Genomic DNA, 15,878 nt, shown 5'->3' with positions numbered 1-15,878 from the left:
GAAACGAATTTTGGCAGAAGCACAATATCGCGGCACTGGTCGCCGTAAAAACTCTGTTGCTCGTGTACGTCTTGTACCCGGAACAGGAAAAATTACTGTAAATGACAAAGCGATTGAAGATTACATTCCATTCGCTAACTTGCGTCAAGTTGTTATCCAACCATTTGAAGTTACAGAAACAACTGGCAATTACGATGTTCTCGTAAATGTTAATGGTGGTGGCTTCTCTGGACAATCTGGTGCTATTCGTCATGGAATTGCTCGTGCATTGCTTGATGTAGATCCTGATTTCCGTACACCTTTAAAACGTGCAGGTCTCTTAACTCGTGACCCTCGTATGAAGGAACGTAAGAAATATGGTCTTAAAAAAGCTCGTAAAGCAGGCCAATTCTCAAAACGTTAATATTATATCAATGTTTCAAACACTTCTTCGTTGCGAAGAGGTGTTTTTTTATACAAAAAAACCATAAACCGTTGATGAAAAAGGTATACTCGTTACTAAATGTGACTAATCAAAAATGGTTTATGGTTTTATTTATTTATTTGTGAATGCGTTTATAATTTTTGTCAAAATATTTTCCTGCGCGAATATCGTTAGGAAGTTCAGGATAAGGTGCTTCACTAATTACGTCTTCATTGTTTTGACCAGCATCACCCATGTGAGTAATATGTGCAAATTCGGGAACAACTAGTTTTGGATAAGTTTCATACTTTTCTCTTGAAGCCTTCATAAGGTCAATATGGTCATTTTGATAAGTGACCGTGATTTCAGGATGCTCCTGAACCCAACGAGGGAAGAAGATGGTACCGTTGAGTTTCTTTTCATTGGGAACAAAGTCTAATGCAACATCTGTACCAGTGGGTTCAGTCCAAGCAACCTTGTAGATTCCAGGAACCAGCATCACGATGTTAGCCTCTTGGTCTTTTACCCAACGACCAGCGACCATACCACCATGAATTCGATAATCAACAGTATGATCGTTCTTTGCATACCATTCATATTCCCAACCGTTATCATACGTGTAAATAAAATGAGTTCCTAAAAAGTCATCAAGTGTCTTAAATGTTTTTGTCATTATCAAAAGCCTCCATTAGTTATTGACGTTAATTAATACGTGTAATTAATTACATGTTTTAATCGACTTGATCATGTTACAATATTTTTAAGAAAACGTCAAGGAGGAACCATTTATGGCTCAGAAAAATCGACTTAAATATATTTTATTGGGTTTATTAAAAGATAAAAGTCAAACTGGTTATGACCTGACCAAGTCATTTGACTCGGATATTGGTGAGTTTTGGACTGCCAATCACAGTCAAATATATCCCTTATTAAAACGAATGGAAGCCGAACGTCTAATTGATCATAAAACTTCGTTAGTGGGAGAGAAGTTGCAAAAAAAAGAGTATTTTATTACTGAAACGGGAAGCCATACGTTCGAAAAGTGGTTAAAAAGTCCCTCAGAAATTGATACGATTCACGATGAGTTTATCTTAAAGTTGTACTTTATTGATGATCCTCAATCTGTTCTGCTTAAACAGATGATTACAAGTCAGCAAACTTATCATCGAGACAAACTTGTGCATTTAAAAATGCAATTTAAAGAAAAATTTCCAAGCTCAAAACAAATCAAACAACATTTTGGACATTCGCTTGTTTTACGTCATGCCATTGAGCGTGAACAGGGGTATAGTGACTGGTTAAATGAAATTTATAAGACAATTAAATAAGTGAATTATTGACATCGAAGTGTTGAATTTGGAAAACTGGTTTTTAGAAAGTAAAATCAAAATTGACATTTTATTAAATATTGATTAGAATTAAACACTATATTTAATTAAAAACTAACCATGATCGGAGAATAGAAATGTTGAATAAGGGTAAATTTGCGGACTTGTTTGTGCGTAAAGAAGTAAACACCGATATGTTTAAAAAAACAGGTTTGGAAAAATCACTCACGGCATTTAGTTTAACGACGATGGGAGTCGGCGCAATCGTTGGAGCAGGAATCTTTATCACTCCCGGAATTATTGCTGCCTTATATAGTGGTCCAGGTGTCTGGTTATCTTATTTAGTTGCTGCTGTTGTGTGTTCATTAGCTGCACTTTGTTATTCAGAGTTTTCATCCACCATTCCATTAGCAGGGAGTGCCTATACTTATATTTATACCGTGTTTGGTGAACTAATAGCGTGGATTTTAGGTTGGGCGTTAATTTCAGAATATCTTTTTGCTGTTTCTTCGGTGGCTGTGAGTTGGTCGGCTTACTTTCAAAACATTTTGGCTGGTTTTCAAATTCACTTACCAGCAATGTTTCAAGCTGCTTATGGTACTTCTGGCAGTCCCCATGCACTTTTTGATTTACCAGCTTTTGTGATCACCATGATTATTGCTTATTTGTTAGTTCAGGGAGTTCGTGAATCAGCTAGAGTAAATGCAATTATGGTTATTTTAAAAATTTCTGTTATTTTACTTTTTATTGTTGTCGCGGCTTTCTACGTGCGTCCAAGCAATTTCAATCCAATCTTACCTTTTGGATTCAAAGGAGTCATTAAAGGCGCAGCTGTTGCCTTCTATGCCTATATTGGATTTGATGCGGTATCGACAGCGTCTGAAGAAGTCAAAAATCCTAAACGTGATATGCCAATTGGGATTGTTTCGTCGTTAATTGTAGCTTCTATTTTATATATTTCGTTATCGGTTGTTTTAGTTGGCGTGGTTCATTACACAAAGTTAAACGTGGCCGATCCGGTGGCTTTAGCATTACATTTAATTCATCAAAACTGGGTAGCAGGAATTGTGTCACTGGGTGCGGTAATCGGGATGACAACCGTTCTTATTGTGATGTCTTACGGTGGAACGCGATTAATTTTTGCGATTAGCCGTGATGGTCTGTTACCTAAGGCACTGCACAAACTGAATCCTAAAACGCATGTGCCAGTCATTAATACGTGGATTTTTGGACTGATTGCCAGTATTTTTGCGGGTATCATTCCGTTAAGTAAAATTGCCGAACTTGTTAATATTGGAACTTTGTTTGCTTTTGCGATGGTGTCGTTGGGAGTTGTGTTCTTACGTAGTGATCATAAATTCCGCAATTTACCTAAATCGTTTGAAGTGCCGTTTTATCCATATATTCCGATCTTGTCATTTGCAGCCTGTATTTATTTGATGCTTCAACTAGCTGCATTTACTTGGGAAATGTTTGGAATTTGGCTGATTATCGGACTGATCATCTATTTTGGCTATGGTTTTTCACATAGCATTGCAAGGAAAAATGAAGACAAGTAAAAAATGAATATTACATTTTGATTGGATAAAAAAAGAGGCTGAAAATTTTTTCAGTCTCTTTCTGTCTCTAAACTTTAACAACCAAAATTGGGTGCTCCGCTTAGCTACGAAAACCAAACGATTCAAGGGACAAATCATTCAGCTCTCTAGGCGGTCATAGCAACTTATCGTTTTAACGATTTTAGTTGCATGGACACTGGAGTATGTTCGAAGTCAAAATACCTTTTCCACCAAGCTCATTAATACCCATTTTGCATATTAATTTGATTAATCGGTACGGTACCATCGCGCATAAATTGTTTCAAATTGGGAAGAAAAATTTTATCCCATGCCTGACCTTGATGTTTGGTTTGAGCGGAGTAATGCGGTGTGATCAAAACATTCTTCATTTGCCATAAGGCATTGTCGGATGGTAATGGTTCTTCCTCGAATACATCTAAAGCTGCATGTTGCAATTTTTGTTGATTCAGCGCATCAATTAACGCTGCGGTATCCACAGATTTGCCTCGACCGACGTTAATGAATAAATAAGTATTGTGTAAAGCATTGAAAAAGGTCTTGTCAAAAAAGTGCGTAGTCTGTGGTGTTAATGGCATGATGTTAACGAGCACATCGCTTTTAGCTACGGCATGTCGCCAATCGTCTTGAGCAAAAGTGTCATCAAAATGGGCCGCCTTGTGTCCTGTACGGTTGACGCCGATAGTTTTTGCATGAAAGGCCTGCAACAAACGAGCTAATTCACTGCCGATGTGACCAGTGCCAAAGATAGTCCAGGTTGTTTCACTGAGAACAAAAGCATCACCAAAGTCAGCTTGTGGTTCCCAGTGGTGCTGTGCTGAACTTTCTAATACTTGTGGTAAATTACGCATGAAATATAAAGCATAAAGCAAAACGGTTTGTGAAATAGGCGCCGCGTGCACACCGCTGACATTAGACACGATAACCTGTTTTTCTTTAAGTGTTTTAAGTGGTAAGTAGTCCACGCCCGCACTAATCGTTTGTAGCCATTTTAATGAACCATTAGGAACGGTCAAAACTTTTTGAGAGATATCCGGTTTCCAACCAAGCATGATCTCAATTGACGCGTAATCTTGCGGTGTGATGGATTCTTCAGTAAAAATGTTGATGCCTAGTTGACGATAGGCGGCTAAATTCAATTCTGAATTATGTGTTAAAAGTAAAAGATTTTTCAAAATTTTACAACTCCTTATAAAGTAGCTCGTAATTAATTTTTCTGCTGCTTTCATGATATAATGATTTTTAACAATTAAGAAATCAAATGACTTTTTATCTTGTGAGGAAAATAAAAATGGGGAAAACTTCTGCTGGTCGAATTAGTATTTTAGGACTATTTGCTGCAATCATCATTCTACAAAATTATGTACCAATGATAGGCTATTTACCAGTTGGCCCGTTAAACATTACGACAATTCATATTACGGTTATCATTGCCGCTGTTGTTCTAGGCCCTGGTGATGGTGCCATTGTTGGTGGAATTTGGGGAGTTGTTGACTGGATTCGGGCATTAACGGTTACTTCGAGTGCTTTAGGCAACATTGTGATGGTTAATCCGTTAATTTCAGTTGTTCCAAGAATTCTTATTGGCCTAATTGCTGGGTGGTTATTTGCTAAGTTAGCCCGACCAAATAATAGGTTAACGATGCCACTTGTGATAAGTGGCATTGTCGGCTCTTTGATTAATACCGTTCTAGTACTAGGTGGGATCGCGTTGTTCTTTGGAAATGGTTCGGCAATTCTGGCGGCAATTAATTTTCGGGCGTTAACGCCGTACATTTTATTTGTGGCAGGTACGAATGGCATTCCAGAGGCGATTGCAGCCGGCATATTGGTTCCCTTAATAGCGGCACCACTTCTGAAATATACGAAGCTAGGACAACAGCGTTTCAAGCACTGATTTTTATCAGAAAATAAACAGAAAGATGGATGAATTTGGCGAAACGGAAAAAACGACGAAAGAATAATTTTTTATTTAAACGAGGAAAACTACAGTTGTCTGGGGTTATTTCGTTGGTTTTAGTTTTTGGATTATTAGTTGTGTTGTTTGTCCAGTTAGTACCTAAAATTTCGTTTACAAATTCAACACCGGCGACCAATTTGAATACACAAAGTCATCAAAAATTTATTAAAACCATTGCGCCATATGCTCAGACAATGCACACCAAGTATGGTGTCTTGCCAAGTATAACAATTGCGCAGGCCATCTTAGAATCTGACTGGGGAACCAGTCAACTTTCCAGAGATTATAATAATTGCTTTGGAATCAAGGGAACCATTTATCAAACAACCAAAGAAATGAAAACGCAAGAATTTGTAAATGGCAAATGGATTACGGTGACGGCTCGCTTTCGGGTGTACAATAGTTGGAAGGATTCTGTGAAGGATCACACACTGCTATTTGTGAATGGCACTAATTGGAATAAGAATCAGTATCAAAGTGTGCGCACCGCAACGGACTATAAAACGGCCGCTAAGGCACTTTACACTGCTGGCTACGCAACGGATCCTGGCTATCCTGCGAAGCTGATTAACCTAATTCAGACGTATGATTTAGAAAAATATGATCCACAATAAACTATTTGGAGGTAACGTTGTGAAATTATTAGAAGATCGTATCCGTAAAGAAGGAATTGTACTCCCACATAATGTTTTGAAAGTCGATAGTTTTTTAAATCATCAGGTGGATCCCCAACTTATGTTTGAAGTAGGTAAAGAGTTTGCAAAACGGTTTGCCGATAAGCAAATCACTAAAATTTTAACCGTAGAGTCTTCCGGGATTGCACCAGCTGTTATGACAGGTTTGGCAATGCAGGTGCCGGTAATTTTTGCAAGAAAGCATAAAAGTTTAACCTTAACTGATAATCTTTATACCGCGGATGTTTATTCTTATACCAAACAAACAACCAATAAAATTTCAATTGCCAAGCGCTTTATCGAACCAAATGATTCGGTGTTAATTATCGATGATTTCTTGGCTAATGGCCAGGCTGTTCAGGGGCTGTTAACCATTGCAGATGACGCCAATATTAAAGTTCAAGGAATTGGTATTGTGATTGAAAAGACCTTCCAAAAGGGAAGAATATTAATCACCAAACGAAATATTCAATTGGAAGCGTTAGCGCAAATTAGTAGTTTAGAAAATGGAGAGGTCCAATTTTTAAATTAATGCAAAAACGCGGTGAATATACTTGCCAACAAGGGATGATAACAGTAAGATTAAATATGAAGACCTCTTGATCGGAAAAAAGATAAGAAAGAAATCTGCACGTTAATCGGTGCATAAGAATGGGTGGGTTAAATGGCAGTAGCAAATAATGCAACGTTATATCCCGGAAATACATTGGGAATTATTGGAGATAGTTCAAACGGCTCTCAATTAATTACAGCGGCACGGCGTTTAGGACTTCGAGTAATTGCTTATGGAGCTAATGAAGTTAGTGAAACCATGCAGTTAGCGGATGTACATATCGTTGGTGAGCCAAATGATGGTAATAAATTACGTGAATTTGGCGAAAAATGCGATTCTGTGATTTACGAATCCGAACATGTTGATGCACAAACACTGAAGTATCTGGAACAATTTACTAAAATACCGCAAGGAACGAATGCACTAGAAGTCACACAGGATCGTTTAATTGAACGTGCCTTTTTTGATCAATTAAATTTAAACTCAGCACCTTATGCAACTGTGATTAGTTTAAGTGATATTTATGAATCCATTAATTCGATTGGCTACCCAAGCATTTTGAAACCAATTCAAAAAAGCTTTGCGCCACATGCAGAATTACGGATTAACACGCAAACTGATATTCCAGAGGCTGCTGATCTTTTAAATGAACGAACTTATATTTTGGAATCAACAATTCCAGCACAACAAGAGTTGGTAATGACCATTGCTCAGGGAATGAATGGGGAACGTAAGATTTTTCCAATTGCCGAGAATGTCTATGATGAGGATCACTTGTTAGAAACGATTGTACCAGCTGCAGTTTCGGATAGTGTTCAAAATGAATTATTACGAATTACGAATGAAATTGCTGATGCGTTGGAATACGTGGGCGTTTTTGAAATTTCGTTTTCAGTGACTAAGACGGAAGACATTTATGTTAAACGAATTGTGCCAGCAATTCACCGTCCAGGATATGTGTTCAATCGTTCCACTAATGTGAGCGTCTTTGATCAGCATTTACGGGCAATTGCAGGAATGCCATTGAGCGATATTAAGTTGTTTATGCCAACGATTATGGTTAATTTCGACAAGAGTCAGATGAGTGCGATTAGAACGCAGTGGAATATCAAGAATAATTGGTATTTTCATATGTATGCACAAAATAAGACAACTGAGAAACAAACAAGAGCAGGGTATGCGTTGGTTGAAGCTAATTCAACTCAGCAGGCACAAGAACAAATTGATAATACTGAAATTTGGAAGCATCAGACAGTGGTTGATTTTGGGAATGCTGAATAGCAAATTTAAAAATCAAACCAGCTAAAATTTAAACGTTAGTAGGAGAGTGAGTTTTACGAAACTCTCTTTTTTTGTGATTATGCAAGAAGTCTGAGTTATTTTGTTCTTGAGGGCCAAGTAGGGCTAACTTTTTGTTATAATTAAGTTCAATTGAGTTTTTTTAGAAAAAATGGGTTTTAGATAGAGAGGATTGAATCTTTTGACCGAAAATAGGTTATTGAAGGGTCTAAATGATAAACAAAAAGAGGCAGTTCAGGCAACTGAAGGGCCACTTTTAATTATGGCGGGTGCCGGAAGTGGCAAAACACGAGTTTTAACGCATCGCGTAGCCTATTTAATTGAAGAAAAGGCAATTAATCCCTGGAATATTTTAGCAATTACATTTACTAACAAAGCAGCTAAAGAAATGCGCGAACGAGTTATCAAATTACTTGGCAGTGCTGGTTCTGATATTTGGGTATCGACATTCCATGCACTGTGTGTACGTATTTTACGAAGAAATATTGATCAAATTGGTTATAATCGCGCTTTTTCAATTGCCGATACCAGTGAACAACGAACGCTTATGAAACATATCGTGGCTGATTTGAACTACGATCCAAAGAAGTTTGATCCTAAGTCATTGTTATCAGCAATTTCCAATGCTAAGAACGATTTATTAACACCTAAAGAATATAAAGCAACGGCTAAAACACCATTTGAAGTGGTTGTAGCTGATGCCTATGAAGAGTATCAACGTCGTTTGAAAATCAATCAGGCGCTCGACTTTGATGATCTCATTATGCAAACCATTATTTTGTTTCAAAAACATCCGGATACTTTAAGTTTTTATCAAAACAAATTTCACTATATTCACGTTGATGAGTATCAGGATACCAATGAAGCACAATATACATTGGTTAATATGTTAGCAAAACGCTTCGAAAACATTTGTGTAGTGGGGGATGCTGACCAGAGTATTTATGGTTGGCGTGGAGCTGACATGCAAAACATTTTGAACTTTGAACAGGATTATAAAAATGCTCAGGTTATCTTACTGGAGCAAAATTACCGTTCAACTAAGAAAATTTTGGATGCAGCTAACTCAGTCATTAAAAACAACACAACTCGCCGTCCTAAAAAATTATGGACAGAAAATAAGGACGGGGACGATATTACTTATTATCGTGGTCAAAGTGAAAATGATGAAGTGCATTTTATTGTGCAACAAATCAAACAACAAATTGAGGATAATCATTATCAGTATGGTGATTTTGCAGTTTTGTATCGAACCAATGCACAATCACGTGCGGTTGAAGACACATTTCTGAAATCGAGTGTTCCGTACACAATGGTGGGCGGCCATAAGTTCTACGATCGAAAAGAAATTCGTGACGTATTGGGTTACTTGACCTTGCTGGCCAATCCAGATGATTCTATGAGTTTTGAACGAGTTGTGAATGAACCCAAGCGTGGTATTGGGACCAGTTCGATCGAAAAATTAACTGATTTTGCGAATTACAATCACTGGTCACTTTTTGAAGCTGCGCAAAACGTTGAAGTGGCTAACGAAATTGCGGGACGGGCAAAAAATGCCATCGATCAGTTTGCGTCGATCATGACTGATTTAAAGCGCATGGCGGAATTTTTGACAATCACAGATTTAACGGAACAAGTTTTAGATAAAACGGGTTACAAAGCTGAACTTGAAAAATCCCGTTCATTAGAAGCGCAGACGCGTCTTGAAAATATTGAAGAATTTTTAACTGTTACCAAACAATTTGATGATAGTCATCAGGACGAAGAAGAAACTACAGCTGAAACACGTTTAGCAGACTTTCTAGCTGACTTGGCATTAGTTTCAGATCAGGATAGTGTTGAAGAAGAACCATCCGCAGTTACCTTGATGACGTTGCATGCAGCTAAAGGACTTGAGTTCCCAGTGGTGTTCTTAATTGGGATGGAAGAAGGTATTTTTCCATTATCCCGAGCCGCAATGGATGAGGATCAACTTGAAGAGGAACGTCGGTTAGCCTACGTTGGAATTACACGAGCTCAAAAGAAGTTGTACATTACCAATGCTTATTCACGAATGTTATATGGCCGTTTACAAAATAATCCAGCCTCACGATTTATTGAAGAAATTGACCCAGACGTGTTGGAATCTGCTAACCAAACTGCTGGGGCAGCACCAAGTGGTTATGGTAATCAACGTAAAGATTATCCATTCGATAATAAGATGGCACGAGCTACAGCAACAACTTATCATCGACCAGCAGCCAAACCGCAAAAATATGACGGTACGGGTGCAGATAAGGTGAGTTGGTCAGCTGGTGACAAGGTACAACATAAGGCATGGGGTGTTGGAACTGTGGTGAAAGTAACTGGCAAGGGTGAAGATGCCGAGTTAGACATTGCATTTCCAGATCAAGGCGTTAAACGGTTATTAGCTGCATTTGCGCCGATTAGTCGTGTCCCAAAAGATTAAATATTAATTTTCGAGTAATAAATAGTATATATAGAGAAAAGACCTTGACAGTTTTTTGATTTAATCCTCATAATTCAAGAGTGAATTATGATTAAAACGGGAGGAATACACGGTGAATTTAAAGAAAAGTTTGCTTGGCGTTGCGGTGATTTTTAGTGCAATGATTCTGGCGTCGTGTGGAAGCAGCAGTAATAAGTCAAGTTCGAGTTCAAGTAGTACCAAAACAACCAGTTCAAAAAGTGGCAGCTATCAAGTTACGGGGCAAACTAACAATAGTCAGTATGCAGGAGTGATTAAAAATGGTAAGTATTTGACCAGTAAATCACGTGGCGTAACAGCGAGTCAAAATTCTAATTTATTGAATTTAAAGAGTTTTGAAACTGGTTTACAGGATATTTCAAAAACCCAATTTTCAACATCTAAGTATATTTTCCAAGAAGGCCAATACCTTTCCAAAAGTACCGTTGAAAATTGGATCGGGCGTAAATCTAAATCAAATAGTGAAGGCTTAAACCCTACTAGCAACGGATCAACAAGTCCAACTAAACGAAATCCAATTTATTTACAGAGTTTGGAAGAACAAGACTATGTTCAAAAGAGTGGTAGTAAACTAAAATTGAGTGGTGTCACAATTGGTTTAGCAATGAATTCAGTTGATTACTATCGTAAAACCACTTATGGTGCACAGTATCAAACAGATATTAGTGATGCTACTTTGGAAAAAGAAGGCAAGGCGATGGCTAAAGAGGTATTAGCCCGTCTTCGTAAAAATTCAGCACTTAAAAATGTTCCGATTGTCATTGCAATCTACAAGCAGGCTTCAAATGATAGTCTGATTGGTGGTAATTTTGTTAGTTACTCGGTAAATAACGGTAATTCTATTAGCAAGTGGAAAGCAATGAATATTCAAAACGTTGTTTTTCCACTAAAGACAGGCGAAAGTGCCCCTAATAGTAATGATGCAGATGCTTTTTTAAACTTTAAATCAGAAGTTGAAAGTTTCTTCCCTAATTTAAGCGGTGTGACTGCTCAGGCACAATACAAAAATGGATCTTTACAGGGCATGAACGTTTCCATTACAACGCAGTTTTATAGTGAAACGGAAATTAGTAGTTTTACACAATTTTTAGCAGATCAAGCAGAAAAGTATTTACCAAGCGGTGTCAAGACAGATATTACGGTTAGTTCAACCACAGATGGCGTTCAAAGCTTCTTAAGTCGTTCAAGCACGGCGAAGAGTTTTAAAACACATGTTTTTGGTAGCTATTAGTTATTAATCGCACTTTTATAAAGTTTAGCTGATTTATGGTAAAATAATTTGATAGATTTGAAAGAAGGATAACACATGGCAAACGAAGAAAAAATTGATAAAGCCCAAGTGGAGCACGTTGCCAGTTTAGCAAAGTTGGAATTTGATGATGCTGATTTGGGTAAATTCACAACACAATTGGGTGATATTATGGAATTATTCAATACGTTAAGTGAAGTAGATACAACTGACGTAGAACCTACGTTTAGTGTGACGGATCAATTCAACACAATGCGAGAAGATGTTGCAGTTAATAGTCATGAAAAAGAGGCATTACTCAAAAATGCACCTGATACTCAGGATGGCTTTATCCGCGTTCCCGCAATTATTGACGAAAGTGAAGGTGCCAACTAGATGAATTATTTTGATACTGATTTGACTACGTTGCATGAAAAACTGGTCAATAAAGAACTGACTGCTGAACAATTGACACGTGAGACCTTAGCTAAAATCAAGGCTGATAACGAAGCAATCAATGCTTACATTACAATTGATGATGACGCGGCCATCGAAGCGGCAAAAGCCATTGATGCTAAAGGGATTAACCCAGATAACCTTTGGGCAGGAATTCCAGTAGCTGTTAAAGACAATATTGTCACCAAGGGATTACGGACGACAGCGGCTTCCAAGATTTTGGAAAACTTCAATCCGATTTATGATGCCACGGTTATTGAAAAATTACGTGCCAATGATGTAATTGTGATTGGAAAAACCAACTTGGATGAGTTTGCCATGGGTGGTTCAACAGAAACTTCCTACTTTAAAACGACACATAATCCTTGGAACTTAACTAAGGTACCTGGTGGTTCTTCGGGTGGTTCAGCTGCAACGGTGTCTGCTGGTGGCGTTTTAGCTGCTCTAGGGACTGATACAGGTGGTTCAATTCGGCAACCAGCATCATTCACTGGGGTTGTGGGTGTAAAGCCTACATATGGCCGTGTGTCACGTTGGGGAATTATTGCCTTTGGTTCTAGTTTGGATCAAGTGGGTCCCTTTACGCGCACAGTTAAAGATAATGCTGCCCTTTTGAATTTAATTGCTGGTCATGATGAGCACGATATGACTAGTTCTGACAAAGAAGTACCAGACTTCACGGCTGGTTTAGATGGTTCTGTTAAGGGCATGCGAGTAGCTTTACCAAAAGAATATTTGGGTGAAGGCGTGGATGAAAACGTCAAGAAAGCCGTTTTAGATGCTGCTAATACCTTTAAAGAATTAGGAGCAACGGTGGATGAGGTTTCATTGCCTCACAGTAAATACGGAATTGCCGCTTACTACATCATCAGTTCTTCTGAAGCTTCTTCTAACCTGCAACGGTTTGATGGGATTCGTTATGGATTCCGTGCTAAAGACGTTAAGAATCTGGAAGATGTTTATGTTCGTTCCCGTTCAGAAGGATTTGGCGATGAAGTTAAACGCCGCATTATGTTAGGAACCTATTCACTTTCAGCTGGTTTTTATGATGCATACTTCCGTAAGGCTGCTGAAGTGCGAACAATGATGATCAATGATTTCAAGAAGGTTTTTGAAGATCATGACTTTATCATTGGCCCAACAGCTCCAACACCTGCATTTGGCATTGGTGAGGATTCATCTGATCCAAAGAAGATGTACATGAATGATGTTTTGACGGTACCAGTTAACATGGCTGGTTTACCCGGAATGTCATTACCTGCTGGCTTCAGTAATGGATTACCAGTTGGCTTACAAATTATTGCTAAACCATTTGATGAACAAACTTTGTACAAGGCAGGATATGCCTTTGAACAAGCAACAGATTTTCATAGTAAAACCCCTGAGATTGGAGGAGACAAATAATGAATTTTCAAACAACGATTGGACTTGAAGTCCATGTAGAATTAAAGACGAATTCTAAAATTTTTAGTCCGTCTCCAGTTGAATTCGGGGATGATCCTAATGCCAACACTAATGTAATCGATTGGGGCTATCCGGGTGTTTTACCTACAACCAATAAAGGCGTTGTGGAATCTGGTATTAAAGCTGCACTAGCTTTACATGCTGAAATCGAAAAACATAATCATTTTGATCGAAAAAATTACTTCTATCCTGATAATCCTAAAGCTTACCAAATTACGCAGGCGGACAAGCCAATTGCGCATGATGGCTGGATTGAAATTGAAGTTGATGGTGAAAAGAAGAAAATCGGTATTGCTGAAATGCATATTGAAGAAGATGCCGGTAAGAATACACATAATCCTAATGGCTATTCTTTTGTTGATTTAAACCGTCAGGGAACACCTTTGATTGAAATTGTTTCTAAGCCAGATATTGCTTCACCAGATGAGGCTTATGCTTATCTTGAAGCTTTGCGTCAACGTATCCAATTTACGGGTGTGTCTGATGTGAAGATGGAAGAAGGATCCATGCGAGTGGACGTTAATATTTCGATTCGTCCTTATGGATCAGACAAGTTTGGTACTAAAACAGAATTAAAGAACTTGAACTCCTTTAATTTTGTTCGCAAAGGACTTGCCTTTGAAGAAAAACGGCAGCAACAAGTTTTGATGTCTGGTGGTACTATTCAACAAGAAACTCGTCGTTTTGATGAGGCTACTGGTCAAACAATCTTGATGCGTGTTAAGGAAGGCTCTGATGACTATCGTTACTTCCCAGAACCAGATTTGCCTGCTTTGGCAATTAGCGATGACTGGATTCATAGTATTGAAGAAGCAATGCCAGAAATGCCTGGTAAACGCCGTGCACGTTATGTAAATGAGTTAGGTCTTAAGGATTATGACGCGATGGTGCTTACGCAAACTAAGGAAATGTCAGATTTCTTTAATGAAACAGTTGCTAATGGTGCGGATGCTAAAATGGCTGCCAACTATCTGATGGGTGATGTAAATGCTTATCTGAATGATCAACAGGTTGATTTGCAAGATACAAAACTTACACCCGCTAACTTAGCTGCGATGATTAAGATGATTAGTGACGGCACAATTTCAACTAAGATTGCTAAAAAAGTGTTCAAGGCGCTTACAAAGGGTGAAGAACCAGTTGCTTGGGTTAAGAGTAAAGGCTTAGTTCAATTATCTGATCCTGCACAGTTACAGCCAATGATTAAAAAAATCGTCGATGATAACCAACAATCTGTTGATGACTTTAAGAATGGTAAAGATCGCGCAGTCGGCTACTTAGTGGGCCAAGTTATGAAACAGACTCATGGGCAAGCTAATCCAAAAGTTGTTAACGAGCTTTTGATGAAAGAATTAAATAATCGTTAATCAGATTTTCTCGGAGGAACCAAAATGCAAAAAAGAGCGCGCGTAATTTATAATCCAACTTCAGGGCGTGAAATTTTAAAACAAAATATGATCGACATTTTGAGTGTATTTGAGGAAGCTGGTTTTGAATCTAGTGCCTATGCCACAACACCAGAACCAGATTCTGCCCGTAACGAAGCAAGACGAGCTGCTAAAGCTGGTTTTGATTTGATTGTGGCAGCTGGTGGTGACGGTACAATTAATGAAGTGGTCAATGGAATTGCAGACTTACATTTCCGACCTATGATGGCGATTATTCCGGCTGGAACGACGAATGACTATGCGCGAGCATTGAAAATTCCTCGTGAAGATCCAGTGGCTGCGGCTAAAGTTGTTTTAAAAGATCAGCGGATAAAGATGGATATTGGTAAAGCAGGCGATAATTACTTTATCAATATTGCAGCTGGAGGGTTACTCACGGAGTTGACCTATGATGTGCCATCAAACATGAAAAGTATCTTTGGCTATTTAGCTTACTTGGTAAAAGGGGCAGAGTTGCTGCCACAAATTAAGCCGGTTGATATGGATATTGAATATGATGGGGAGCATTTCAATGGTAAGGCTTCAATGTTTTTCTTAGCGTTGACGAATTCCATTGGTGGCTTTGAACAAATTGTTCCAGATGCGTCGTTAGATGATGGTCGATTTACTTTGATTATTGTAAAGGCAGCTAATTTGGTTTCCATTCTGCATTTGATGGTTAAAGCATTAAATGGAAATCATATGAATGATCCGCGAATCATTTATCGCAAACCAAAACGAGTAAAGGTTAACCCGGTAAATGATCGTGTTATGGTCAATATTGATGGTGAATATGGTGGCGATGCGCCCATGGTATTTAAAAATTTGCATAAACATATTGAAATGTTTGCAAATCTGGATAAGATTCCTAATGATGCTTATGATTTACCTGAACCAGTAATTGCCAAGGCCGAAGAAAACTTTGTCAAACAGGTGAAGAAGCTGCCTGATGACGATGAAACAGAACAAGATCAATGAGATTAATTAAAAGCCGTCCTTGAATGTGAGGTCTTTTCGTACC

At 38.3% G+C, this 15,878-nt stretch carries 15 protein-coding genes; 13 read left to right on the top strand and 2 right to left on the bottom strand.

Going from position 1 to position 15,878, the window contains the following annotated elements:
* Positions 1–10 precede the first annotated feature (10 nt).
* Complete coding sequence (gene rpsI, locus AB3219_RS10245; protein ID WP_057782518.1) at positions 11–403, top strand: 30S ribosomal protein S9; 393 nt, start codon at positions 11–13, stop codon at positions 401–403.
* Positions 404–539: 136 nt separating this feature from the next.
* Here the strand turns inward: rpsI and AB3219_RS10240 are convergent, their stop codons facing one another.
* The gene (locus AB3219_RS10240; RefSeq protein ID WP_216753313.1) at positions 540–1,076 is read right to left on the bottom strand and encodes a phenolic acid decarboxylase; all 537 of its coding nucleotides are present in this window, start codon (positions 1,074–1,076) and stop codon (positions 540–542) included.
* Between the two features lie 115 nt (positions 1,077–1,191).
* Between AB3219_RS10240 and AB3219_RS10235 the strand changes: the two genes are divergently transcribed.
* Complete coding sequence (locus AB3219_RS10235; protein ID WP_216753314.1) at positions 1,192–1,731, top strand: PadR family transcriptional regulator; 540 nt, start codon at positions 1,192–1,194, stop codon at positions 1,729–1,731.
* Between the two features lie 137 nt (positions 1,732–1,868).
* Positions 1,869–3,290: an amino acid permease gene (locus AB3219_RS10230; RefSeq protein ID WP_260365535.1), complete on the top strand. Its 1,422-nt coding sequence runs from the start codon at positions 1,869–1,871 to the stop codon at positions 3,288–3,290.
* A 239-nt stretch (positions 3,291–3,529) separates the two neighbouring features.
* Here the strand turns inward: AB3219_RS10230 and AB3219_RS10225 are convergent, their stop codons facing one another.
* Positions 3,530–4,483, bottom strand: coding sequence for an NAD(P)-dependent oxidoreductase (locus tag AB3219_RS10225; protein WP_260365534.1), 954 nt, complete (start codon positions 4,481–4,483; stop codon positions 3,530–3,532).
* 116 nt (positions 4,484–4,599) lie between these two features.
* Here AB3219_RS10225 and AB3219_RS10220 point away from each other — a divergent pair, with 116 nt between their 5' ends.
* The 10 genes from AB3219_RS10220 (at position 4,600) to AB3219_RS10175 (ending at position 15,835) form a co-directional block, all read left to right on the top strand.
* Entirely contained in the window at positions 4,600–5,205 is a 606-nt protein-coding gene (locus AB3219_RS10220; protein ID WP_216753317.1) for an ECF transporter S component, read from the top strand.
* A 35-nt stretch (positions 5,206–5,240) separates the two neighbouring features.
* The gene (locus tag AB3219_RS10215; protein WP_367369466.1) at positions 5,241–5,882 is read left to right on the top strand and encodes a glycoside hydrolase family 73 protein; all 642 of its coding nucleotides are present in this window, start codon (positions 5,241–5,243) and stop codon (positions 5,880–5,882) included.
* A gap of 19 nt (positions 5,883–5,901) precedes the next feature.
* The gene (locus AB3219_RS10210; protein WP_216753319.1) at positions 5,902–6,474 is read left to right on the top strand and encodes a xanthine phosphoribosyltransferase; all 573 of its coding nucleotides are present in this window, start codon (positions 5,902–5,904) and stop codon (positions 6,472–6,474) included.
* 132 nt (positions 6,475–6,606) lie between these two features.
* Positions 6,607–7,776, top strand: coding sequence for an ATP-grasp domain-containing protein (locus AB3219_RS10205; protein ID WP_216753320.1), 1,170 nt, complete (start codon positions 6,607–6,609; stop codon positions 7,774–7,776).
* 199 nt (positions 7,777–7,975) lie between these two features.
* Complete coding sequence (gene pcrA / locus AB3219_RS10200; protein ID WP_216762847.1) at positions 7,976–10,243, top strand: DNA helicase PcrA; 2,268 nt, start codon at positions 7,976–7,978, stop codon at positions 10,241–10,243.
* 160 nt (positions 10,244–10,403) lie between these two features.
* A complete protein-coding gene (locus tag AB3219_RS10195; protein WP_367369465.1) occupies positions 10,404–11,513 on the top strand; it encodes a CamS family sex pheromone protein in 1,110 nt (369 codons plus the stop codon).
* 75 nt (positions 11,514–11,588) lie between these two features.
* Positions 11,589–11,906, top strand: a complete 318-nt coding sequence (gatC, locus tag AB3219_RS10190) for an Asp-tRNA(Asn)/Glu-tRNA(Gln) amidotransferase subunit GatC (protein WP_057807207.1) — start codon at positions 11,589–11,591, stop codon at positions 11,904–11,906.
* On the top strand, positions 11,907–13,370 hold the full coding sequence (gene gatA, locus AB3219_RS10185; RefSeq protein ID WP_057807209.1) for an Asp-tRNA(Asn)/Glu-tRNA(Gln) amidotransferase subunit GatA: 1,464 nt from the start codon (positions 11,907–11,909) through the stop codon (positions 13,368–13,370).
* Positions 13,370–14,797, top strand: a complete 1,428-nt coding sequence (gatB, locus tag AB3219_RS10180; protein WP_057807211.1) for an Asp-tRNA(Asn)/Glu-tRNA(Gln) amidotransferase subunit GatB — start codon at positions 13,370–13,372, stop codon at positions 14,795–14,797. Before gatA ends, gatB begins: the two co-directional genes overlap by 1 nt.
* 24 nt (positions 14,798–14,821) lie before the next feature.
* Positions 14,822–15,835, top strand: coding sequence for a diacylglycerol kinase (locus AB3219_RS10175; protein WP_216762845.1), 1,014 nt, complete (start codon positions 14,822–14,824; stop codon positions 15,833–15,835).
* The last annotated feature ends 43 nt before the right edge of the window (positions 15,836–15,878 follow it).

The sequence above is a fragment of the Pediococcus ethanolidurans genome (assembly GCF_964062635.1).
In the GTDB taxonomy this organism is placed as follows: Bacteria; Bacillota; Bacilli; order Lactobacillales; family Lactobacillaceae; genus Pediococcus; species Pediococcus ethanolidurans.
This window is presented reverse-complemented; position numbering and strand designations above follow the sequence as displayed.